General features: G+C 46.7%; 26 protein-coding genes. 18 read left to right on the forward strand and 8 right to left on the reverse strand.

Translation table 11 applies throughout. The annotated features are described in order from the left end of the window. Positions 1 to 162: 162 nt before the first annotated feature. Positions 163 to 1,167 (reverse strand): pyridoxal-phosphate dependent enzyme, encoded by a 1,005-nt coding sequence (locus L3N51_RS02725; protein WP_238025318.1) that lies wholly within the window; start codon positions 1,165 to 1,167, stop codon positions 163 to 165. A 90-nt stretch (positions 1,168 to 1,257) separates the two neighbouring features. Between L3N51_RS02725 and L3N51_RS02730 the strand changes: the two genes are divergently transcribed. Next, complete coding sequence (locus L3N51_RS02730; RefSeq protein WP_238025319.1) at positions 1,258 to 3,240, forward strand: acetate--CoA ligase family protein; 1,983 nt, start codon at positions 1,258 to 1,260, stop codon at positions 3,238 to 3,240. Between the two features lie 58 nt (positions 3,241 to 3,298). On the opposite strand, the gene L3N51_RS02735 is transcribed toward L3N51_RS02730, so the two are convergent. Next, on the reverse strand, positions 3,299 to 3,619 hold the full coding sequence (locus L3N51_RS02735; RefSeq protein WP_238025320.1) for a transcriptional regulator: 321 nt from the start codon (positions 3,617 to 3,619) through the stop codon (positions 3,299 to 3,301). A gap of 377 nt (positions 3,620 to 3,996) precedes the next feature. Between L3N51_RS02735 and L3N51_RS02740 the strand changes: the two genes are divergently transcribed. Then, positions 3,997 to 4,383 carry a MarR family transcriptional regulator gene (locus tag L3N51_RS02740; RefSeq protein WP_238025379.1) on the forward strand — a complete coding sequence of 129 codons (387 nt, stop codon included), beginning with the start codon at positions 3,997 to 3,999 and terminating at the stop codon, positions 4,381 to 4,383. On the opposite strand, the gene L3N51_RS02745 is transcribed toward L3N51_RS02740, so the two are convergent. Beyond that, complete coding sequence (locus L3N51_RS02745; protein ID WP_238025321.1) at positions 4,359 to 4,697, reverse strand: hypothetical protein; 339 nt, start codon at positions 4,695 to 4,697, stop codon at positions 4,359 to 4,361. The genes L3N51_RS02740 and L3N51_RS02745 overlap by 25 nt on opposite strands. Before the next feature lie 52 nt (positions 4,698 to 4,749). On the opposite strand from L3N51_RS02745, the gene L3N51_RS02750 reads away from it, so the two are divergent. The 6 genes from L3N51_RS02750 to L3N51_RS02775 all read left to right on the forward strand — a co-directional run bounded on the left by L3N51_RS02750 (position 4,750) and on the right by L3N51_RS02775 (position 8,593). Then, positions 4,750 to 5,052, forward strand: a complete 303-nt coding sequence (locus L3N51_RS02750) for a hypothetical protein (RefSeq protein WP_238025322.1) — start codon at positions 4,750 to 4,752, stop codon at positions 5,050 to 5,052. 218 nt (positions 5,053 to 5,270) lie between these two features. Continuing rightward, positions 5,271 to 5,585 carry a DUF4898 domain-containing protein gene (locus L3N51_RS02755; RefSeq protein WP_238025323.1) on the forward strand — a complete coding sequence of 105 codons (315 nt, stop codon included), beginning with the start codon at positions 5,271 to 5,273 and terminating at the stop codon, positions 5,583 to 5,585. Between the two features lie 132 nt (positions 5,586 to 5,717). Beyond that, positions 5,718 to 6,341: a hypothetical protein gene (locus L3N51_RS02760; protein WP_238025324.1), complete on the forward strand. Its 624-nt coding sequence runs from the start codon at positions 5,718 to 5,720 to the stop codon at positions 6,339 to 6,341. Continuing rightward, complete coding sequence (locus L3N51_RS02765) at positions 6,281 to 7,453, forward strand: M28 family peptidase (protein ID WP_238025325.1); 1,173 nt, start codon at positions 6,281 to 6,283, stop codon at positions 7,451 to 7,453. Before L3N51_RS02760 ends, L3N51_RS02765 begins: the two co-directional genes overlap by 61 nt. 100 nt (positions 7,454 to 7,553) lie before the next feature. Next, complete coding sequence (locus L3N51_RS02770; protein ID WP_238025326.1) at positions 7,554 to 8,072, forward strand: hypothetical protein; 519 nt, start codon at positions 7,554 to 7,556, stop codon at positions 8,070 to 8,072. 41 nt (positions 8,073 to 8,113) lie between these two features. Next, complete coding sequence (locus L3N51_RS02775; RefSeq protein WP_238025327.1) at positions 8,114 to 8,593, forward strand: dCTP deaminase; 480 nt, start codon at positions 8,114 to 8,116, stop codon at positions 8,591 to 8,593. Between the two features lie 50 nt (positions 8,594 to 8,643). Here the strand turns inward: L3N51_RS02775 and L3N51_RS02780 are convergent, their stop codons facing one another. Beyond that, on the reverse strand, positions 8,644 to 9,543 hold the full coding sequence (locus tag L3N51_RS02780; protein WP_238025328.1) for a BadF/BadG/BcrA/BcrD ATPase family protein: 900 nt from the start codon (positions 9,541 to 9,543) through the stop codon (positions 8,644 to 8,646). Between the two features lie 126 nt (positions 9,544 to 9,669). Here L3N51_RS02780 and L3N51_RS02785 point away from each other — a divergent pair, with 126 nt between their 5' ends. Next, positions 9,670 to 10,686, forward strand: coding sequence for a metallopeptidase TldD-related protein (locus L3N51_RS02785; RefSeq protein ID WP_238025329.1), 1,017 nt, complete (start codon positions 9,670 to 9,672; stop codon positions 10,684 to 10,686). On the opposite strand, the gene tsaA is transcribed toward L3N51_RS02785, so the two are convergent. Together tsaA and L3N51_RS02795 are read right to left on the reverse strand one after the other, a co-directional pair. After that, complete coding sequence (gene tsaA, locus L3N51_RS02790) at positions 10,687 to 11,085, reverse strand: tRNA (N6-threonylcarbamoyladenosine(37)-N6)-methyltransferase TrmO (protein ID WP_255776021.1); 399 nt, start codon at positions 11,083 to 11,085, stop codon at positions 10,687 to 10,689. It abuts the gene before it with no gap. Then, positions 11,082 to 11,657 (reverse strand): XdhC family protein, encoded by a 576-nt coding sequence (locus L3N51_RS02795; RefSeq protein ID WP_238025381.1) that lies wholly within the window; start codon positions 11,655 to 11,657, stop codon positions 11,082 to 11,084. The genes tsaA and L3N51_RS02795 overlap by 4 nt, the downstream gene beginning before the upstream one ends. 152 nt (positions 11,658 to 11,809) lie before the next feature. Between L3N51_RS02795 and L3N51_RS02800 the strand changes: the two genes are divergently transcribed. Next, positions 11,810 to 12,040 (forward strand): ribbon-helix-helix domain-containing protein, encoded by a 231-nt coding sequence (locus L3N51_RS02800; protein WP_238025330.1) that lies wholly within the window; start codon positions 11,810 to 11,812, stop codon positions 12,038 to 12,040. Then, the gene (locus tag L3N51_RS02805; protein ID WP_255776022.1) at positions 12,037 to 12,459 is read left to right on the forward strand and encodes a type II toxin-antitoxin system VapC family toxin; all 423 of its coding nucleotides are present in this window, start codon (positions 12,037 to 12,039) and stop codon (positions 12,457 to 12,459) included. Before L3N51_RS02800 ends, L3N51_RS02805 begins: the two co-directional genes overlap by 4 nt. A 39-nt stretch (positions 12,460 to 12,498) precedes the next feature. On the opposite strand, the gene L3N51_RS02810 is transcribed toward L3N51_RS02805, so the two are convergent. Both L3N51_RS02810 and L3N51_RS02815 read right to left on the reverse strand, forming a co-directional pair. Then, positions 12,499 to 12,915, reverse strand: a complete 417-nt coding sequence (locus tag L3N51_RS02810) for an SRPBCC family protein (RefSeq protein WP_238025332.1) — start codon at positions 12,913 to 12,915, stop codon at positions 12,499 to 12,501. 33 nt (positions 12,916 to 12,948) lie between these two features. After that, a complete protein-coding gene (locus tag L3N51_RS02815; RefSeq protein WP_238025333.1) occupies positions 12,949 to 14,100 on the reverse strand; it encodes a VWA domain-containing protein in 1,152 nt (383 codons plus the stop codon). A 296-nt stretch (positions 14,101 to 14,396) separates the two neighbouring features. Here L3N51_RS02815 and L3N51_RS02820 point away from each other — a divergent pair, with 296 nt between their 5' ends. From L3N51_RS02820 to L3N51_RS02850, 7 genes are all read left to right on the forward strand, one after another. After that, the gene (locus L3N51_RS02820) at positions 14,397 to 15,599 is read left to right on the forward strand and encodes an ABC transporter permease (RefSeq protein WP_238025334.1); all 1,203 of its coding nucleotides are present in this window, start codon (positions 14,397 to 14,399) and stop codon (positions 15,597 to 15,599) included. Then, positions 15,596 to 16,345 carry a peptide ABC transporter permease gene (locus L3N51_RS02825; RefSeq protein ID WP_238025335.1) on the forward strand — a complete coding sequence of 250 codons (750 nt, stop codon included), beginning with the start codon at positions 15,596 to 15,598 and terminating at the stop codon, positions 16,343 to 16,345. Before L3N51_RS02820 ends, L3N51_RS02825 begins: the two co-directional genes overlap by 4 nt. Next, positions 16,346 to 17,197, forward strand: coding sequence for an ATP-binding cassette domain-containing protein (locus tag L3N51_RS02830; protein ID WP_238025336.1), 852 nt, complete (start codon positions 16,346 to 16,348; stop codon positions 17,195 to 17,197). A gap of 30 nt (positions 17,198 to 17,227) precedes the next feature. Continuing rightward, a complete protein-coding gene (locus L3N51_RS02835; RefSeq protein ID WP_238025337.1) occupies positions 17,228 to 18,031 on the forward strand; it encodes a hypothetical protein in 804 nt (267 codons plus the stop codon). Positions 18,032 to 18,097: 66 nt separating this feature from the next. After that, positions 18,098 to 20,071, forward strand: a complete 1,974-nt coding sequence (locus L3N51_RS02840) for a DEAD/DEAH box helicase (RefSeq protein ID WP_238025338.1) — start codon at positions 18,098 to 18,100, stop codon at positions 20,069 to 20,071. Positions 20,072 to 20,180: 109 nt separating this feature from the next. Then, positions 20,181 to 20,924, forward strand: coding sequence for an ABC transporter ATP-binding protein (locus L3N51_RS02845; RefSeq protein ID WP_238025339.1), 744 nt, complete (start codon positions 20,181 to 20,183; stop codon positions 20,922 to 20,924). Further along, the gene (locus tag L3N51_RS02850; RefSeq protein ID WP_238025340.1) at positions 20,921 to 22,537 is read left to right on the forward strand and encodes an ABC transporter permease; all 1,617 of its coding nucleotides are present in this window, start codon (positions 20,921 to 20,923) and stop codon (positions 22,535 to 22,537) included. The genes L3N51_RS02845 and L3N51_RS02850 overlap by 4 nt, the downstream gene beginning before the upstream one ends. The last annotated feature ends 201 nt before the right edge of the window (positions 22,538 to 22,738 follow it).

Here is a 22,738-nt window from a genome sequence, read left to right on the forward strand (position 1 = left end):
AAACAACTAGCCAAGTCTTTTTCTATCTTATCTTCATTCTTTTTCTAGTTTATAAGATTGCATAATGATTAACGTTGTTAATTTTTCTTTGGAGTTTATAAAGGAGACACAGTTATTATTCGTGAATTTTATTTAAAATAAATTAGCTTGACGATCTCGTGTTTAAATAACCTTGAGTCCATTACCTGTAAGCACTATCACTGGATCGGATACCTCATATTTCCTAGCTCCTGCCAAAGCTACGGCGGAGCTATATTCTGCCAGTATACCCTTCTTGGAGAGGTACTTCCACGAGTCAATTATTTCGTTTTCTTTCACAATAACGCAATCTCCTGTCTCACGAAGAACCCTAATCATCTCGTCCAGAAGCACAGGATTTGTTGATACTAAAGCGTCAGCGATGGAGGTTACCCTGCTCGGTGGAGTATAACTTATTCCCTTAAACTTGGAGCACACCGGGCTAACCTCTTCTGTCTGAACGGCAATCAACTTGGGCATCTTGTCAATCATCCCTTCCCCCAAGAGGTGTCTGAACCCCTCATATACACCCAGCAGAAGGGTACCGGCGGAAGTGGGTAGAAACACTTCTCCGGGAGCCTTCCATCCTCTATCCCTGGCTATCTCATATGCTAGCGATCTAATTCCATCTCTAAACTCAGGCTGAAGTACATGGGACGCGTAATAGGCTCCAGAGTTCTCTGCAGCCTTGGATACGTCGTCTCTTGTGCCCTCCACCCTTATCACTTCAGCTCCGTAGGATTCGATCTGTTTTAGCTTTCCTCCCCTTGCGGTTGAAGGCACGAAAACCTTTACCTTCATTCCAGCCATGGCTCCATATGCAGCTATGGAAGCTCCGGCATTACCTGAGGAATCCTCGGAGATCTCCCTTATCCCTAGTTGAGAGAGGTAGGAAACTAGGGTAACTGATCCCCTGTCCTTATACGAGCCCGTGGGGTTAAGGAAGTCCAGCTTGTACGTGAATCCATCCACAGAGATGGAGGGCGTGTTCCACTCTCCCAGGGAAACCCATCTCTCGACATAAGGGAAGTTCTCCCTGAGATTCTTGGAGAAAGGGATGTCCACTTCAACCTTGAAAACTCCACCACACTTGCATCTTACCTCTGTGCCTTCTCTTTCTCTTCCACATCTCGTGCATCTAACTTTCATGGTGTTATTGGAGTTCTCCAAAGTTTAATGACTTATCTACGCACATGGTCGGACCGCACTCGTTATTAACCGTGAAGACCAGATTGTTTCATGGATCTAGATTATCTTTTCAGGCCGAGGACCATTGCAGTGGTGGGGGCTTCACGAAATAGGGAGAAGGTCGGAAATGTGATCTTTAGAAACGTATCCTCCACTTTCCGCGGTAAGGTCTATCCTGTTAACAACAAATCTGAGACCATAGAGGGAGTTCAGTCTTACAAATCATTAAAGGATATTCAGGATGATGTAGATCTTGCCATCATTTCCGTTCCCAGGGAGTCAGTTCCAGAGGTTATGGAGGAGGCTGGGGAAAAGGGTGTCAAGGCTGGAATTGTCATAACCTCAGGGTTTAGGGAAGTGGGGCCAGAAGGAGAGAAACTGGAAAGGGAAGTGACATCCATTGCGAGTAAGTATGGGATAAGATTTCTTGGACCAAACACGATGGGACTTCTAACTCCCGATTATAACGGCACGTTTGCCTTCGCTGATGTTAGACGAGGCGAGATCGCGCTTGTGGTACAAAGCGGTGGTATAGGCGCCTACATGCTTAACTGGGCGCAGAAATCCCGGACAGGGGTAAGTTTTCTGGTAAGTTTAGGAAACCAGACAGACGTGAAGGAGTACGAGGTCATTGATTATCTATCCAGGGATCCCGAGACCAAGGCCATTTTCGTGTATATTGAGGGTGTATCCGATGGCGAAAAGTTCCTCGAGATCATACCAGAGGCCACATCTAGGAAACCGGTTATCTTCATAAAGGGCGGAGCCTCGGCTCAGAGTGCGGAGGCAGTTAAGACCCACACGGGAAGCTTGGCCGGTTCCTACGACGTTTTCAAAGCCGCAATCAGGACCGTGGGCGGAATTTTCGTTGAGAACCTCAAGGACTTCCTGAACCTCTCCAAGTTGGTCAATTCCTCCGAACCCATCAGGGATGAGATCCTTGTGGTGACCAACTCAGGTGGTCACGGCGTATTAACCTCGGACGCCATGGGGAGAGCAGGACTTTCACTGGTGAGGATCCCCGAAAGGCTCAGCGCAGAGTTGAGGAAGGTCCTTCCGCCCCAAAGCATTCCCAAGAATCCTCTGGACCTGTCCGGAGATGCTGGTAGGGATAGGTACCTCAACTCCCTTAAGATAGTCTCAGACCTAGACTGTACTAAACTGGTGATAGTGGAGTCCCTACCTTTCATCAGTTGTACTGAAGTGGCCAAGGTTCTCCTTAATTTCAAGGGGAAGGGAATCATAGGAGTGACAATGGGCTATGACGAGGATTCAGCCTCAAGGATACTGGAATCTGCCTCCATTCCTGTGTTTACTTTCCCTGAGGAGGCCGTTAATGCCATAAGCAAGCTGGTCAGGAGACCCTCTCCCAGGAAGAAGGTCAGGGTAACCCAACCCATAAACTCGGCTCAGGAACTTAGCAAAGGGAAAAGCTTCCTGAGCGATTACGAGGGTCTAAAACTCATGGAACTTTATGGTGTGAAGACACCCAGATGGGGTATTGCAAGCACAGCGGAGGAGGCACAAAGGTATGCTGACTCGATCGGTTACCCGGTGGTCATGAAGATTTCCACGGACCAGCCTGTGCATAAGACAGAACTGAAGGGAGTTTACATGAATGTGGAGAAAGACATGGTTAAGGAAAAGTTCGAACTCCTTTCCAAGATTTCCAAGAGAGTCATGATACAGGAGCAACTAACGGGACTGGAAGCCTATGTGGGTGGAATTAGAGACCCAGTGTTTGGTCACACGGTGTTAGTAGGAGTGGGAGGGATATACGTTGAGGTCCTCAAGAGCGTCAGTTACGGCATAGCACCTGTGTACGAAGACGAGGCCCTTGAAATGCTACGAGAAAGTAGGCTTCTTGACATGATAAGGGCAAGGAAAAGGGGTTACGATGAGGGTTCAGTTATAAGGACAGTATCCAACGTGTCGAGGCTAATTCTGGACCTGAACGTGAAGGAGATGGACATTAACCCTCTCATAGTGAACGAAAAGGGCGCATTTGCGGTGGATGTGAGGGTAACGTTTTAGATCAATTCACACTTCACGCATAGGCTAACTTGAAAATCGGATCGGGTTAGTTTTCTCACTAGATCATGCAGGGAGGTAACCCGAATATCTCCCTAGACCTGGAACAGAGGAGGCAAAATGTGGTCTCTTCCACTCTCTCCCCTGAAATTATTCTGCTCGCAACCCCATCTATCATGTCTGATATCTCTGGATCACTGAGAAGAGTTTTTAGCTTCATCTCATCCTTCACCCTTTTCTCGTAGGAGGTGGCGGACAAACCAATGAGCTTTGCGGCTCTCTTAACTGGAACCTTTCTGTCCACTAACCTCCTCATAATTGCGACCCTGAGGTAAGGAACCACAGTGTTAAATGCCTGTTCACATGGCGTTTCCCACTTCATGAATTCAATTATCTCTTTCAGCAAAGTTATACATTTGGTATATGATATTCAGGTTGATAGTATTAACCCTGTTAATATACTGCTCATTCTAAGTTCAGGACATCTCAGAGTAAGGGGTTAACTTTCCTAAGGAAAATTCCTATCAAGGTGATCTCTTTCTTGGCAATAGAGTTCTTCCGATCCGCTGAAAAAAAAAGCGCCCTTCAAATTCATAACTTTAACTTTAACAACCTTTACCACTTTTGTCTAAAGCTCTAGACAAAGATGTACATTTTTATATATAAGTGCATATTTTCATATTGTTCTGAACATTAACATATATACATTTTTTAATCAAGTTATCCCATAAGGATTTTAGTGAGAAAGAAATGAACAAGATAGCAAATAAAATAAGATTCCCAGACGGAAGGGAAGTTGATATTCAAGACGTCATTGGGTTTCTGTATGGGCTTTCAAGAAGCGATGTCGAGGTTTTGCACGTGTTAACATGCAAGGGAGAAAAAATGTCCACTGAGGAATTAGCAGAGACCTTGAAAGTAACTAAGGCCTCCATAAGCAAGTCCATCAATAACCTGCTTTACAAAGGATTAATAAATAGGGAGAAAGTGACGGAGGACGAGAAGAGAAAGGGAAGGCCAGCGTATATGTATTGGGTGAACAGGGAAGAACTATACGAAAGAGTTATTGCCGATATGATAAGCTTGGCCAATGCCATGAAAAACGACTTTAAGGCACACGTTCAGCTAGCAGTAGTACCAGCCTGAGATTGACCTGAACTCTTTTCCTCTGTCTTCTCCTCTTTCTTCTCTTCTTTTGTCTGCTTTTCCTCCTTCTTTTCTTGTTTCTCCTTCTTGGGCTTAATTATCCTGTTTTTCCTGATCTCGAACTGATAGGAGATTCCCTGCCCCTTATACTCGGCAAGTATCTTATCCCTGTCTTCACTCCATTTGACCTCTGTACCGGTTAATGATCTGATGTAGTCCTTCGCGAATTTGAGATGTCTATATTTTCGTTTAAATGTGGTTATCTTTCCATTGATCTCAATTTTTCCCTCGAGTTCATATTTTACGACTTTCATGGATTCAGTTTATTGTCACAAACATTAAAAGTCACCTTTTCGGATAGAGATTATGACACCAATTTCTGGAATTACTGAAACAGGAATCATATCACTGATAGTGGCATTTGTGCTCGGATTACTTATAGGGTTCCTTATAAAGAATGTTATCAAGGTTGGAATAATTATCCTGGCAATCATCATCATATTAATAGCCGTCGGGGCAATAACTCCCACGTCTGTGGAACATGCGCTGATGAGTCTTGGTCAAACGGCAACTCAGGCAGAGTCCAAAGTATCCGCATATCTGGATCTGCTTCCTTACAATTCCATCGCGTTCATTATAGGTTTGGTAATTGGTTTGGTAAAAGGTTGATTGTTTTCTTTTAAAGCTCAGAGATAGATAATATCTGAAATTATGCAAAGTTTATTTAAAAATGACATCAAAAATACTCAAATTTAATACCGACGGCCATTCTCCCCTGCCTCGAGATCAATCAAGAGCGTAATCTTTAAAATTACATTTTGCAAAGAAGTCAGTAAGCGGGGGTCTTTCAACACTCATGATTATTTTCTCGCTGTTGGTGAAGGACGATGATGGCTGATATCAAGGCCAAGGGGGGAAATGAGCAGGTTGAGCCGGAGCTGTTAGAGGTGATAATATCCTCTTTCGGCGTTAATTCGACCCCCAAGAAGATCCCCATGAAAGCGGTTTCGAATCTAGGGAAAATGCTTTCGCTGATTTTACCTAAGAATGTTCAGAAAATTGTGATAGTAGTGTCGAGAGAATATCTGGGCTCAGAGAAGGGCTTTCTTGAATCGGGTAAGAAAGCCCTTCCTAACGCAAGTATTAACGTGTTATTTAGTTATAAGCTGGATAACGATTCCTTGCTGATCTATTTTAAGTAACTCGGTATGTCATGATACTTTTGTGCAAGAACTTTAGGCTTTGGATTCGAGCAAGAAAGTTAGGCTAGGAGTGGATTGACCGTCTATTTCCATGGAGGTGAGCACATATACCAATCCGGATAAAGGTGAACTGTGATATCAGAACATCAATTCAAGGAGATCTGCGGGAGAGTTAGGGCACTTCTGTACTTTGGATCCTACACTAGGGAGGATTACGTAGAGGGGGTTTCGGACATCAACGTAATTGCCATCACTGATGATAAGAGTGTTCTCATGGAGCTTGCATCCATGGACCTTTCTCCTGTGGTAATGAATGAGGAGACTCTACACGTGCTATGCCGTGAAGGAGATCCATTATGTTACTATGTTCTGAATGACTCCAAGTTAATATGTGGTTCCCTTCCCAATTTCACCTTTAATTTCACCAAAGAGACATGCAGTAAGCTCCTCCGTTACTCGAGGACACAGGTGAAGCTGAGCCTTGAGGGTGTAGCGAGAGGAGACGAGATATCATCTGTTAATAATCTCTACAGAGGTATAAGGTCCTTCATAAGGTCCAAGTGTTGTGCGAAAGGGAATATTCCCCTATCCGATGGGGAGGTGATGGAGTGCTGTAAAACAATCAGGAACGATGAGCTTTGCGAGCTTTTCAGCAGAGTTAGAGACCTTCGGAAGAATAGGGAACCAGTAACGTATTGGACGATCAGAAGGTTCATGAGAGTGGTGGAGGGAGAGATAGGAAGCAGAGAAGATTGATTATTCCCCATGGTCTACAGTTGTCCATGGAATTGGCCGAGAGAATATTCAGAATGGGCGAGGCAGTTCACGGCGGACCTGTAGAGTCCAGAATAATGGAAACCCTTGAGGAGTTGTTTCCAGATAGCAGGTCTATTCCCGTTAACACCAAGTTCTGGGATGTTAGATATACGGAGGCCCTTGTGAACGGTGAGAGGATACCTTCTGTGGCTATGCCCTATACCTCAGGATGCGTTAAGGGGAGAGTGGGGAGGGAGGTGGGTCTATTTTCAATGACTCCACATCCCTTCGAGCTGAAGGACTTACCACTTTCTCAGTATGAGGGGGTAATAATTGTGGAGGATGGTAAGCTGAGAAGAATAACCCTCCCGCAGGGCTCACCTCCCACCCTTTTCACGTCGAGAAAGGTAGAGGGTTTTGTTGAATTCTGTTCTGATACCAGGCTGGTGGAGGTCAGTTCCAGAAATATTGAGGTCACAGTGAGTCAAGGAGATTCCTTCTTGGTTCTAGGCGCCCATGTGGATCATTGGTTGACAGGATTTCACGATAATATTTTATCCGTTCAGCTCTTGGTGGAGCTTAAGAGGGATCTGGAGAGACTGGACCTGAAACACGGGGTTAAGCTGGTTTTCTTCAGTTCAGAGGAGGGACCCAGATGCTGTACCGGTTCGTCCCAATATCCCGTGGATGACGTGTTTGCCATGATCTCACTTGATGCGATCTATCCTTCCAGGGTTGTATTCTCTGGAACACCTGACCTTTGGTTTTTGTCTAGACATTTTCCTGTAAAGAGGGTGGAAATGCCCACCCCCTTTTCCGATCATTATCCCTTTGTGCAGAGAGGAATTCCGGGTCTGGTCCTTTACAACGACGATATGATAGGGGTGTATCACTCAGACGCCGATATTCCAACTCCCTTGGATTCCAAGTACCTAGAGGTGCTGAGGAAGAGCTTGGTTAACGCGTTGAGGGAACTGGATTCCATGCCTACCGAGAAGCTCAATGAAGAGTTTTTCAGACATGCTAGGCAAGCTGGTTACACAGGAGATAGAAGAGAAGGAGCATTGATCCCAGATCCTCAGACCCTCACCACTAGGTTTAGACGAGTCTAGCCATATTCCATTACATTTTCCAAAAAGGTTGATTATCTTTATAAGTCAGAAATTTCATATATGATTATCAATGAGTATAGCGGTTTTCAAAGATTTATCTATGTACAAGAGAAGAGCAGAACACTATCTAGGATTCAGGGAGTACCTGGAGGATATACCGCTTAATACCAGTGATGATGTTTTCGGCACGGTGATATATCTTAAGGTTCCCGAAGCCGAGGACGTGATCAGGGCAAGTGAGTTAGCTAGGTCAGAGATAACGGATATGTTAGCAAAGAGATTGCAGGATTTCATGAAAGAAGGAAAACTGGAATTGGCTGAACAGGTGTCTCAAGTGCTGGAATCGGCTAGGGAGATAGATAGGCTAGAGGAGGTATTCAAGACGGTAACAGTTGCGTATGTATTATCTCTGATTCGGAACGAAAAAGTGAATCTAGAGGTTGATCTGAAATCTTCAGCCCTGGACTTGATGGAGGCTGTGGAGAAGCTATTCCTTATGTCAATTCCGTTCCTCTCGGAAGTAGGAGATCTGGGAAAAGCAGTGGATAATTTGAGGTCCAGTGTGGAGATGTTAAAGGCTAAGGTCAGGAAGATCAATTTCCAAGAGTGGAGTATCTGAGGCTGTATTCCTTAAAAGTCCTTTAACATAAAGAACATTTCGTGATTTACGCTCACCAGTCCATTCTCAAGTCCCTGGGAAGCATGATACTTAACTACTCACGGGAGAACGTCAAGGAGAATGGTTATGATCTGAGGATTTGTGGGGAAAGGTATTGGAGGGTGAAGGGAGGATCCCAGTTACCTGAGGTTAAGTCGGAGCTTGAGGAGATTAACTTCTTGGACTATGCTGACCTGGAAGCCGGTAACACTTACCTCTTTGAGAGCTGTGAGGAGGTGAACATGCCCTCCGACACCATTGCCATAATGACCTTGAGAAGCACGCTGGCAAGAAATGGCTTCATTGCGCCCCCAACGGTAATCGATGCAGGTTATCAAGGAAAGATTATCATAGCGATAAGCACCTTGAGAGGAGGAAAGTTAAGGAAGGGTATGGGTGTCATTCACCTCATTTTCTCCAGGCTGGATTCACCTACGGAAAAGGTATATCAGGGTAAATATCAAGGTGGAAAGCTCATTTAGTCGGAAAACCCCCTCACTTTCCGTCTAGCCATTCACGCTTCTGAAAATCCTTAACTCTCACTTAACTTGCAGTTGATCCTGTCAAGTCCATACATGAGGGGACCCATTGTGGGGTCCTTATCTATCTTTACCGTCTTAATTCTCCACTTCAGCAAGGCCTTCTCAAATTCCTTGGCGTAAGTTTTAGATCTGAACATTCCTCCCACCACATACACGGAGCTGGATCCAACTTCCCTGGCAACCCGTGAGGCTATCTCACCCAATTCGCTGGCAGCCCTGCTCAGAATGGAGCTGGCCACGCTATCTCCCTTCCTTGAAGCCTTATCCACTATCTTGGATACAGAGGCAACCCTCTCCACCCTATGACCCTTGTGATAGACCCAGTAAATCAGGTCATCCACATCCCTTATCCTCAGTGATTTTGTCAGAGCCTTGGTCATTTCCGTTTCCTTTTCCACTCCCTGGAGAACCTTTGTGAGGTATCTCAACGCCTCCCTTCCAACCCAGTACGCTGACCCTGTGTCCGAGAGGAACCATCCCGCACCCTCCGCTCTAACCTTTTTATTCCCATCGATTCCGAGGATCACGCTACCTGTTCCAGAGATAGTTATGACCCCTTTTCCACCCCTCGTCTCGCTGTATAACAAGAAGAAGGAATCGTTATCCATTATGACCTCTTTTCCCAACCCGTGAAGGTTTTCCCAGAGTACCTCATAGTCGTACTTGGAATCTAGACCCGCCAGTCCCATTACAACGAGGTCAGGTCTAGCCCCCCTTGTACTCTCCATGATTGCCTCCCTTATTCTCTGGGTTGCTTTCCTTATTCCTACGTTGTGAAAGTTGGATCCCTCAGTTTCATGTTCCGCTATTATCTTTCCGGCACCGTTCACACATTCCACGGCAATGGCCTTTGTCTTTGTCCCTCCACCATCAACTCCTACAACTATCATGAGTATAACAGAGTTTTCCAGGTTTAAACTTTAAGGGATAACACATTCTTCAACATCATTGATCGAGGTTGTAAGATGACATTAATCTTGAGAACATTTTTCAATTGATGGTCTTAAATATCTACCATGAAAATCAGCCTCCATCACGAGTCCGTAATTAAGGAGAGAAGGGGTAACACATCGGTCACCTATGACAAGGGCTCCACCTGGAGTGTAACGAGGTACTTAACGGACTCTGGATGGAGCAACACTGGAAAGGATCGAAAACCCGATCCCATCTGCGGTTCCTTTGTTCACCCCTCAGTTGCCAAGTGGGATAGGGCAAGGGAATTACTTGACAGGATCCAGCTGGGAGATAGAATAGAAATCAGGAAGGTGAGGAGGGAGATAATCTGGGATGACTACTCCTGCATCGAGGAAAAGCTGGTGAACTACGTCACGGTTAACGGAAGGGATTTCGCGTTCACAGGCGATCCAATGGATATACCCAGCGTCCTGGAATTTCTTAAGGAAGAGAGTGGGTTCAGGCACACTGTGTTCTTCGCGGAAAAGGGGAGAGTTCTCCTAGATCCAGAGGCCACCTCCCATCTGCTGAAATCTTTAATGGCCATGCTCATGGCAGACTCGCCTCTTCTGAACAAGGATGAGAGAGGCCTTCCTGACATAACCCTGTATGATGATCCCCTAATTGCGTACTCTCACGCCTATTATACCTTTGATGACGAGGGAGTGAAGACAGAGAGAAAGGAACTCGTGGGAAATGGACAGGTGTTAAACTACCTGGGAACTCTTTACACGGGCGCGCCAGGTAACGGTAGAGGAATGTACCCCAAGCCCGACTTTTTTAACGCCGTGCTGAAACCGGGCGACTGGAAACTCAGGGAATTGATGGAGGAGTCAAAAAATGCCTTGATGGTACTCGGTGCTACCCAATCGGAGATTGTGAAGAAGAGCATAAGGATCAGGCCCAGAAGGGTTATTCAGCTGGGTGGTGGAGAGATACTTGTTAGAGAAATTGCAATTCCCTTCTCAGAACTCAGCACCCTTGATGCTATCACATCCGATACCAGGCTCGTGTACCTGGATGAGGATCACGGGGCAGTGGCGCCATTCGTGAGGATGACCGCCAGATTGCTCATCTAGCTACTGTACCTGATGCCAACCGGGAACCTGCGGGTTAATCACGGAATCCCATCTATCATACGGCTTGATATCCAGAACAGGGGTCCCGTTAAAGGCATTGAGTCCCCTAACCTTGACCCTGTTCCCCTTGACCTCCAGGATCTCCACAACCGATATACCAATGGGATTGGGTCTATTGGGACTCCTCGTTGCAAATACTCCCACCTTCACTCCTCCCCGAACCTTAATGAGACCATTGAAATGAGAAAGGTGAAGATGATATATAATTATCCCGTGAGAAAACTGCTCTAGTCCAGTCAGACCCTCAGCTAGTTCAGGTCGCACAACCACAAAACACTCCTTTCCTCTGGAGGGTTCACCCTCCACCTCTACGAAACCTATGGGTTCGTATGTTATCAAAGTTCCTCCACTACTTTAGCCAGTCCCTTCTTATCCCTCAATGGAATGCCTGTTCCTCCTCTAGAAACAGCCACAATTTCTGCTACAATGCTCAGCGCGATCTCATTCTCCTCCTCACCATTAAGATCCAGGCCAGCGGGTATCCTCAAGGTGAGGAGTTTCTCCTTTGGAATCCCTGCCTGCAACAATCTCTTCAGGATTACCTTTGCTCTCCTCACGCTCATCACTGCGGACACTTCCTTAGCGCCTCCCAGGATGGCCTTCATTAATGCCCAGGTATCATAAACGTGTTTTGTCGCGACCAAAACGTACTTGTCCTTCACGAGCTCGTCTGGGATCTGGAACGTGTTTCCCCTGATTACCTGATCCGCCTCGTAATCCCCATCCTCAGCGAATGGATCCACTATGATTACCCTGTACCCCAGCATCTTCAACATCCTAGAGACCGTGGGCGCAACGCCCAGGGACTTGCCCTTGCATTTGCTCTCATCAACCTTCACAGTGTCCCTATCGCAGAAAACAGGTTCCTCCATCTCAGCTTCACGGCTTGATGAGAAGATAAGAACGTCCATGGGTATCACAAAAAAGATGGTTATCTCAAAAATATAAACGTGTGCCTAATATGTTTCAGGAATCCATTTTTTACAATTATTCTCCAGTAGAGATGGATAAACTCTTTACATTTGAGGAACGTTTATAGCTGGTGTACTAACTATAGTATACTATGAGTGAAGTAGTTTCTGTGAGGGTCAAAAGGGAGATACTCAAGGAGATAGACGAGCTAGTAGCTTCGGGGACATTCAGTTCGAGAAATGAGGCACTCAACTTCATCATTTCAGAGGGACTTAAGGAAGTCAACGAGTGGAGAAGGATTCTAAACAAGTCCAAGGAGATTGGCACTCAGCTCATAAACAAGAGACTTGAGGACTTCTTGCAAGAAAGGGATAGATATTGAAATATTTTGATACTAGCGTTATTGTCTTGTCTATTCTCAATGATCCTAGAAGGGATAAGGCTCTGAGGGAACTGGAGGGAGGCGGTATAACATCAGAGCTGGGTTTCGTGGAATTGGTGAGTTACCTTTCAAGAAATGTGCCTGACCCTCTACCCAGTGCGGTAAACATTCTTTACAGGTTTAACATATCCGTGAGGAGTCTAAGCGGGATTAGGAACTCGCCCATGGGTAACCTGTCCGAGGTCGTTCACTACGCGTTGAGAATAGCTGAGGAAGTTAAATTGAGAACCCTTGATCTCCTCCATGTGAGCTACGCAGTTCTCCTTGGGTCCAGGGAACTTGTGACGGCAGACAGGGAATTCCAGAAGGCTGAGAATTTTCTGTCCAGGCACGGGGTTCAGGTGAAGATTCTGGAATGACGCTGGGCGCTACTCTGATCCCTCGTGATCTTCACATGATCAAGAGCTCATGGAAGTTAATCTAACTGTCTCAATTATCCTCTCAAGGGCATGCTCGGTCCCCTGAGAGAAATGCTCCCTGTTTCTCCCCTCAAAGGGCTTCATGTAGAGAGGCATCTCAACTCTCCATGTTGAGGTAACAGCGGAGTCCTGAACGTCTATCCTGTTTGTTCCTTTTAGAATTCCACTGAGAAAGTGAAGAATCACGGAGTGGTCTAGGATCTCTATCCTCACTCTGGAGGTTGATGGAAATGCAAACCTCACCTCACCCTCAAACATGTTATCAGCTACCTTGTTCACGTGAAGTTCTCGTATACCTTTCCAGTAATTGGGCATGGAGTTGACATCCTTAACTATCTCCCAAATTCTTTCGCGAAGATTCGGTGGAAACTCCTTTACGATCCTGAACTCAATCATTACCTAAATAGAGTTCTATCAAGTAATAAATGGCTACTCCGCATTTCTCATTTTCCTCGTAACCTCGCTGGCTATCTCCTTTGTGTTACCTCCACTTGACATTTTCCTGGTGAGCTCCTCTGCAACTTCCTGGAGGTCTTGCCTTCTAGTCTGCTCCGCTATTTCCCTGAGTCTATCCAGTTTCTTTGTGGCCTCGACCAGATTTCTTGCCTCCAAATCCCTGGAGTAGTTCTGAAGAGTTTGCAAGTACTCGTACTCCATGATCAGGTCCCTGTCTATCCCAGAGACGAACTCCTGCTGGTTTCGTGCCTTACTTAAGGAGAACTCAAGGGTTCTGTTCTGATCACCGTTCTCGTCCCTGTATCTAACCTTAAGCGTCATGAACTTCCCTGAATACTCCCTGGGGATAACCGTTTCCCCGAAGATTTTCACCACCCCCTCAACGGCGTTTATCCTTACGGGTAGGGAGTCATAGTTCAGCAGTTTCACAGGTGATTCGGACACCAGATCAACTACCACATCACTCGCAGCCACTTGAGACTTAGCCAATCTGGGCATCTTCTCCGGAATTTCCGCGGGATCGGTGATGTGATAAAAGAAGCCTCTTCCCCTTTCAGAGACCTGAGAGAGTATTTCCTCACTGTAATCATCCCCTATCCCAAAGGAAATTATCTGCACGTTATCAGGGACAGACAATCCCTGGTATACGGGAAGACATCTGTTCAGGTCAAACTTTCTCGATAGACCGGGCATGCATCCCATGTCAGAGGGTACGCCATCTGTGAGAAGAATGACGTAGGTCGGTCCCCCAAATTTTCTCGCCAGATTAAATGCCTCCTGCAATGCCTTATACAGGGCTGTCCCACTCCCTACCTTTATCTCCTCAAGTTCCCTTCCCAACGGGGAAGGATGTTCATGCTCCTTCAAAAGTGAGACCTTCTCATTGAAAGTCAGTAGGGAGAAGTAACTCTCCTTGGGCAGGTTTTCAACCAGTAACTTAGCCCCCTCCTTAGCCATCTCCAGCTTTTCACCCTTCATGGAGTAGCTTCGGTCAATCAGAACAACGTAGTGAAGGTTCTTGGCCTCAAACTTTGATTCGGGTACCAAAACTATTCTAAACATGGCCCTAATCTCCTGGATAAAGCTCTTGCCATGGCTAACGTTAAAGAGTACTGAAAGCCCCATGGGACAAATTAGTTATTACAGCGTTTAAACTTTCCTATATTTATCTCAAAACTGTGATATTAGATGTTGGAGCCCCCCATGGCGTCGTCAAACTTGCATAAATTTGTTTTATGGCCTCGTGAGTTTGTATTGAACTCCTTGAACCTTAAAAAATGCCAATATGACGACACTATGGAGCCCCCTGACAGCGCCATATGAGACAGATAAAGCTGTATAGAATGGAAAAGTTGTTAATTTTCTAAGAAAACTTTAAATAAAGAGAAAGGTTTTTAGGTCAACTAACCAACCGCTTCAAAATGAGAGCAAGGTCACTGGTAATAATCTCGTTAATACTCATCGTGGCTGGAATATATCTTTCCTTTCTGGCGACACAAAGTCAGCGCGTCTCGCTGGTTTCCTACGGCGAGGGCAATTGTGCGCTACCACCAAGTAACTGGCAGGATCAGTACTGGGCTGTGATGAGTAAAGGGCCTCCCACCGCGACGGTGATACTGAACGGAAGTAAAACAATTGTGCTGAAGCAGGTAGAGAACATATCACTAAACTCCTCATCATTTTATGTGTACGTGATTCACGGATATGTAGAGGAATTAGCTCCCTTGTCCTTGCCTGGTATACTCTTGGTATTCGTGGGTTCAGCCATGGGATTTAGGGGAACCGTCCTGCTTGTCCAGGAGAGGGCCATCGGAGATTTAGCCAATTCTAGGGGTGCAGGATCCCTCTCCGCTTATGTTATTAAGAGATTTTTATCATTCCTGATCTCAATCCTCATCATATCCATTATAACCGCTATCCTGGAGATCCTTCATGGAGAGAACCTGTTCAAGGTAATCCTTGAGCTTCTAACTTTCAATTTCGGTTTAAGCAGACATTACGGTCTAAGTGTGGATTCCCTTCTTGTGTCTGCACTTCCTTACACAAGCATTCTATCGGGGATATCTTTCTCCCTATCCATTTACTTGGGCTCATTCATGGCGGTTAGAAGCATTGCCCAAGAGGGTTTGGTGGCCAAGGTTGTGAGGAGGTGGAAGTACATAGGTAACGCCTTGGCTTCCTGGATCATTGCCCTCTCGCTTATCTATGCGTTCCACCTGAGGGTGGAGAACGGTGTTAACATAGTTTTCCCCGTTATAGCCCTCTTTTTCCCCTTCATCGGAACCTACGCGAACAGGTTGGTTTTGCCCTATGGTGTAAATGATCCTTTGAAGGCCAAGGGACTCTCAAAGACAATATTGGTTTATAGGCATATGCTGGGAAGTGCCTCCGTAGTTGCGTTATCCACGATTTCTGCAGCCTTCGTGGACATGCTGGTGGCTGAATTTCTTGTTGAGTCCATATTTTACTGGCCAGGTCTAGGATTCCTTCTCAGGGTGGGTGCAGTTTACGGTGACTTTAAGGTGGTCGAGGGGGTCCTCATTTTCTATTCCACCATCGTTTTGCTCTCTGGACTTGTGGGAGATATCTTTTATGGATATGTTGATCCCAGGGTGAGAAGATGAGATGGGCCTTGCTGGGGTTCCTCATTTACTTTGGATGGGCCTTAGTTTTCACCTTCATTCAGCTACCTAGCGGTTCCCCGCTTCTTCCTCCATCTCACCAGTACCCGCTGGGCACCTACGTGAATGGTGGTAACATGATTAACGTTAATGCTAGAGCTGTGGTGGATACACTCCTCTTTGGTATTATGGTAGCGCTCATAGAGGTTGGTCTGGGGGTTTCATACGGGGTCCTGGCCGGTAGCTCATGTGGTAGCCTCAGGTCTCTGATGATGAGGGTATCCGACGGCATAACCTCACTTCCGAGGGTGCCCATTCTCATGGCCATCATCATACTTTTTGCCACACCGGAGGTGACCTTTGTAAAGGCGAATTTCTTCCTGACTGCCCTGGTTGTGGGGCTAACGGGATGGTCTGTGATATCGAGACAGGTCTCGGAAGCGGTGTGTAAGGGAAATCCACTTTTCAAGATCCCGGAAATCTCCATTTACCAGAGGCTGAGAAGTTCCTGGGGAATAGGCAAGGCCCTGTCAAAACGCTTTTTCCTGCCTTCAGTGGTTGATGGGATAGCCGTGTATACCGCACTGGGAGTGATAGCTGGAGTTGGGGATCCCAACTTTCCTACACTGACAACACTCTTGAATAGCTCGCGTCTCTTTGACTTCTGGTGGCTGTTTCTTCCCCCAGCAGGTTTCAGGGCAATTCTCCTGATTCTCATCTTCCTGGTTTCAGATTCAATGGTGAGATAAATGCTGGAGTATGACTGCGTTACAGTGAAAGGGCTGAAATGCTTCAGTGCCAAGCTGGATAAGAAGTCTGTGGGAATTCTGGGAGAGAAGGACAGCGGAAAGGAGGCCATCATTCCTGCAACATTAGGTCTCTTAGATAACGTCTCCGGTTCCATCCTCCTTGATGGCATTGATCTGCTGAAATCGAGGGACCTTCTTCATAAGGTCAGATGGGAGAGGATATCAGCAGTGTTTTATGATCCCGGTACCATGTTCAATCCTCTGTACACGGTTGGATCCCACTTTGCCGAGATTGTGGTTTCCCATGAGATTGGAAACAGCGAGTATGGAGTTGAAGTTGGACTGGAGTATCTGAAGCTCATGGGACTCAACTCTGACGTAATGGAAAAGTTGCCCTATCAACTCACTCCTTTACAGCTGAAAAAGGTCGCCATAGCTCTCGCAGTGTTTCTGGAACCGGATTACGTGATATTTGACGATCTCGAATTCGGACTGGGAGATATTGGACGGGCCACTCTGATGAATTCAATCATAGATCTGATGGGTTCCGTCAGAAGCTCCTTCATGTTCTTGGAAAACAATCCAGGAATTCTCTCCAGGCTTGCGGATCACGTGATGGTGCTGTATCGTGGGGAAGTGGAGGAGGAGGGTCCTGAGGTCCTGCAGTCACCCTTACATCCCTACACCATAGATCTAATTAACGGGGAAATTGAGGAGGAGAAGGTAGAAGGAAAGGGTTGCCCCTATTCAGGGATCTGCAAACACTCCACTCCCAAGTGCTTTCAGAACGTGAACTGGGTTTCAATGGGTAACCATAGGGTCAGGTGTATTGCCTATGCCTGCGGGATATAACCCTATTCCTTTACGAGTAGTGGTGGTACAATGATACAGCTAAAGAATGGTCCAATACCCTTGATAAAGGACATTACCTGCATTCTTGGAGAGTGGGATGAGTACAAGGCTAGGCTTTCCCAATCCCTGAAAAGGGGAGATCTGGAAGTTCAGTATATCGATCCATCCACCGGAGAGTACATGTCGAGGAAGGATGGTATAAGGTCCACCTACCTTATTCCACGTCACCTCGAGAGGGGTAGAATAAAGGCAAAGGACCTACTTTCGGCTTGGCTAAAGAGCAGTAAGAGGGTTCAGGAAATAATGTTCCTTCTGGGAATTCCCGACGACTCTCTGGATGACCTGAGCGATCTAAACCTGGTCAAGGTTTACCTCTCTCCTCTCTTCATGGAGAAAACGCGTTTCGTCATTGTTGAGGATATTTTCCAGGAGGTGGAGGAACAGGGGAGGCTCAAGGTAGAGAAACTCCTAGTCAAAATCATTAGATCAAGGGGGCTGGACGCGTTGCTGTTCGTTAGCTCTGTTGACCTTATTTCACCTTGTAGCTCTGTTACCGTGATGTATGAGGACGAAGTGGTTGAGCGGGGTACTCGTCTGCTTCATCCCTACTCCATGGTGTTGGCAAATTCCGTGATTCGCCTTGGTAGGAAGGGAGAGAAGGTTAGCGTGGTCGAAGTTGGAGAGGGAAGCATGAGCGGATGCAGGTTTCATGATTACTGTGAGGTTATGAGGAGAAAGAGGGATCTACAGAGGCTGTGTAGACTGCAAAAGCCACCCATGGTTCAGATGGAGGACGCAGAGGTGAAGTGCTGGGACTACGCCAGGAGGACCTGATAATGGTCTTTCTTGTAGAGTATCCTGTAGAAAATGTTATTTTTAGTCTAGTTCCACTCTCTCTGAATGGACTTTCCATTAGCCGAGAGGTTCTTCAAGGAATATAACAATGACAGGGATAGGAACTACTTGATTTCTGCACCTACCGGTAGCGGGAAGACTCACATTGCTAAGAGAGTTCTAGTTGAGAGTAAAGGGATTTCCGTGTACGTTTCTCCTTTGAAGGCTCTATCCAGGGAAGTATATCTCTCCATCAAGGATAAAACCAGGGCAGTGATGGTGGATTCTGACGTTTATGAAGAGGATCTCAGGAAGATAAGCGGAGACGTTCTCCTCACCACCTATGAGAAGTTTGACAGCGCCATACGTCACAACTACTCCTGGCTCAATAACGTCTCGAAGATCATAATAGATGAGGTCCATAACGTGGAAAGCGATAGGGGGTTAGCGCTGGAAAACCTAGTGCTCTGGGCAAAATCCAGGAAGGTTCCCCTGATAGCCCTGAGTGCCACCCTTAGTGAACCTGAGAGATACGTGAGGTGGCTCGACGCTAGGCTCATTTCCCACGACAAGAGGACCGTTCCCCTTCATGAATGCGTTGCCTTTCCCTACGTTCTCAGGTGTGGAGAATGGGAGGAGAACCTGAAGCCGTCCAGGCTAACACGTCCCAGGTTTGAGCTACTGGTTCTGGTTCTCCAAAGGATTGTCTCCATGGGCAAGAACGCCCTGGTTTTCGTGAAGAGCAGGAGGTCTGCTGAGACTCTCGCTCTGGAGCTTCAGAAAAGGGATTTCAAGGCTAATCACTACCATAGCGGGCTATCCCACGACGAGAGAAGGAAGGTGCTGGATATGTTGATGGAGGGAAACCTCAACGTCGTGGTGTCCACCACTGCCCTGGGTCAGGGAGTAAACCTGCCAGTTTATGCTGTCGTCTTTTACGAACTTAAGTTGCCAGATGTTGACGAGAGGGGAGAATTCAAGGGATGGAAAGACGTCTCTCCTGCAGAGTTCAAGCAGATGGCAGGAAGGGCAGGAAGGCCCAGGTATGACAAGGAGGGAATGGCCATAATCATTGCCAATTCCGAGAAATTTGCAGTTCAACTGGAGGAGAAATATTATCGTGGAAGAACAAAGGCAGAGGTAATCAAACCGGATCTTGACACACTCTCTCTGGCCTTCGTTTCGTGGAATGACGGGGTGGATATAGACGATCTTGGAAGGTCATTAAACTCAACGTTCAATTTCAGAGGGATCGAGAATAGTGTAATCGAGTCCTCTGTGTTAAGGCTCAGGGAAATGAAACTTGTTACCACTGATCAAGGGGTGACGGTGACCCCTCTGGGAAGAGCCGTGGCCGTGAGTTATATTGACGTTAAGGCCCTCTCGGGTTTCCCCATAGAGGACAAGGGAGCAGACCTGCTGACCGTCATTGCGAGTTCATCGGCGGTTGCCCAGTCCCTCAGGGGTTGTAAGGAAGGGAAGGAACTGCTCACCAGATGGATGAGCGGGAACAGTCTGGATGGTGTATGCGAAAAGCTGACCTCCAAGGATCTGGGGGAGGTCATTTCAAACGCCAAGTGGATCTCCTTCGCCATGTTCCGCGTTTTGAGGGCGCTGGGAGATGACAGGTTTCGTAAGGCTCTAGAAATTCATGACAGCCTGAAATACGGTGTTCCTCCGGATGGCGTGAAACTTGCCAAGTCAGGGTTAACCAGGGACGCCGTGGTGCACGTTCTGTCCCTGGGAATAAAGGATCTGCGCGAGCTCTGCATGAAGGTGGGCTACAGGGAACTCAGGGATGAGCTCAGGAGGTCCAACGTCCAGATAGAGTTGATGTGCAGGGAGGTTTACTCCAACGATCCCTTGACCTTTGACGTTAGGAGGGCAATTCAGGAGTACCGTCAAAAGGAATTTAGCCTCAAGGAAGTCTCCTCCAGATTTGGAGGGGATGTTCTAAGGGAGATGGTGAAATTACATCTGCTAAGAAAGAGGGGAGAGAGATACGTGATAAGGGATCTGGAACAGGTATTTACGGGATAAGTTAAATCCTCGAGCACAAAATATTACTTTATGATAGAATAAGCTTTTAAGAATTGAATTTAACGTTGAGTGGGGATGGTCAGATGGAACAATCCTAGAGGGAGTCAATTTGGCATATCAGTATCCCAATAACTACAGGGTATTCGAGAACGTCACTCTCAGGACTGAGGAGAATCAACTCACTGCCATAGTGGGGCCCTCAGGAGTTGGGAAATCCACTCTGCTCAGGATTCTGGGAGGATTTATCAAGCCCTCCGAGGGAGAGGTCAGATTAATGGGGAAAAAGGTTCTCCATCCCACCCCGCGAATAGCTCTCATTCACCAGTCGATTGCCACCTTTCCCTGGTTAACTGCCCTGGAGAACGTTAAACTCGGCCTTAAGTATAGGAAGCTTCCCAAGGAGGAGGAGGAAAAGATAGCCAGAAAGATGCTTGAGCTTGTGGGACTTCAGGGCTTTGAGGACTTTTATCCTAAACAGATGAGCGGGGGAATGAGGCAGAGGGTGGCTATAGCCAGAGCCTTGGCGGCAGATCCTTACGTTCTGCTCATGGACGAGCCCTTCGCTCACTTGGATGAGCTCACCGCTGAAGGTCTCAGGCAGGAAATTTACTCCACCATTTTCAACGATGATACCTCGCTCAAGACAGCGGTAATGGTTTCTCACAACATGAACGAGGTTGTGGAGTTATCTGACAAGGTTTATGTTCTAAACGGAAGTCCCGCCACCATAGCTGGTGAGGTAATCATAGATTTAGAGAGGCCCAGAAATCCTAAGGATCCTAGATTTCAGGAGTATCTGGACACGTTGTATAAGCTTCTGACCCCGGTCAAGAAACGGGTGAAAGAGAGTTGATTTTTCCCCTCCTGGCGTTGCTGGCTGTTGGTGTCACAGTGGGAAGAGTTTTCATCACCATCATCCTCTCCATTGTAACGGGATGGCTTCTGGGCTACTTGGCCTTGAGAAACAGGGCCTTTGAGAACGTGTACATCTCGGTCTCAGAGGTCCTGGAATCCGTCCCCGTTATTTCCTTCTTCCCTGTAGTGTTGATTTTCTTTGTTACAGACATAGGAGGATTCCTGGGCACTGAGCTGGCAGTGATATTTCTTGTGTTCACTGCAGTTGTGTGGAACATATGGATGGGGATTTACCAGGCCTTCAAGACAGTTCCAGAGAACCTGAATGAGGTTGCTGAAAACATGAGACTGGGTTTCCTGGGAAAGATGTCCAAGCTCTACATTCCTTTTTCCATACCCAGAATTGCCGCCAATCTGATTCCCAGCTTCGCGGATGCAATGTTCTACATCACGGTAAGTGAGGTCTTCAGTGTTGGAAACAGTAACTATGCAGTTTTTGGGATCGGATCCCTTATCTCCAGGTTGACCACTTCGGGACTTTACAACCAGGCTCTCTACGCTCTGGGAATTCTAGCAGTGGTGGTAGTTTTCATAACCGTGGCGTTAAGGGAGTTCGCTTCATTCTCGGTTCAGAGATACGGTCTTGATACAGAATCCTCCAACATGGCCGTGAGAAGGGGAAGGTTCAGGGTCAGATACTCCGCCAAGATAAGTAATGCCATAGCTCCCGTGGCCAAGTTGGCCAGATACGTGACTAGGAGTAAACCTATTCCTGCAGATATTGACGAGGATGAGGAGAGAGTGCGCCATTGGGGAAATCTGGGTAAGATTATTGCGGTTCTTTTCTTGATAGGAATTTCCTACTCCGTCTTTACCGTGGTCAAGTCTGTACCCCCTGAGACGTGGAACTCACTGGTCTCCTCAACTCCTTACGACTTGGTATTAATAGGAATAGATTACCTCAGGGTGGGAATAATAGCGGTAATATCCTTGATAATAGCTATCTTTGTTGGATACTGGCTTTCCATTCACGAGAGAACAGAGAGGGTAATTATACCAGTTATACAGACTCTGGCATCTTTTCCCGCCCCTGCATACTTCCCCCTCCTGTATGGGGCGACATACCCCGTTCTGAGGTCTTTTCTGGGAGGTTTCACCAACGAATTTTATGTTCTATTGTTGGGCTTTATTTCCACTTTCTACTACGTGTTCTACAGTTACTGGATGGGTATCAAGAACATGCCCAAGGAGTACTGGGAAGTCATGGATAATCTGAACCTCACGTTCTGGCAGAGGCTGAGAAGGGTGGTAATTCCCTCGGCAATGCCATACATCGTTGCTGGCCTGACCAGCACCGTGAACAGCGCCTGGGGAGGTCTGGCGATAGGAGAGTACTGGCCAGACATATATGACGGGAGAACACTTCAGGTTCATCAAGGTTTAATGAAAGAGCTCGCACTTGCAGATAGTCAGGGGAACCTCGCGCTGGTGGGATGGCTTTCAATTCTGTTTGCGATAGTGGTGGTGATCTATTCCCTTTTCTTCACCAGAAAGCTCATGGACTTGGCCAGGCAGAAGTACGTTGCGGAAGAGGGTATATATGCTGCATAGTCCTCATCTCAAGTCCAGCTTACACTTTTAACGTTGGCCATCATCTACTACTCACCAGTGATGAGGAATCCGGGATCCGATCTGTGAGGGCCCATACGCGAACTCTGAGGGAATGACTAAGAAAGTTATAATTATAAAATATCAGCATGTATAATTTTCCTAAAGTTTAAATGATAAAAATTTTAAGAGAGAGTTTGCAAT

Source organism: Metallosphaera javensis (ex Hofmann et al. 2022) (assembly GCF_022064045.1).
Taxonomy (GTDB): Archaea; Thermoproteota; Thermoprotei_A; order Sulfolobales; family Sulfolobaceae; genus Metallosphaera; species Metallosphaera javensis.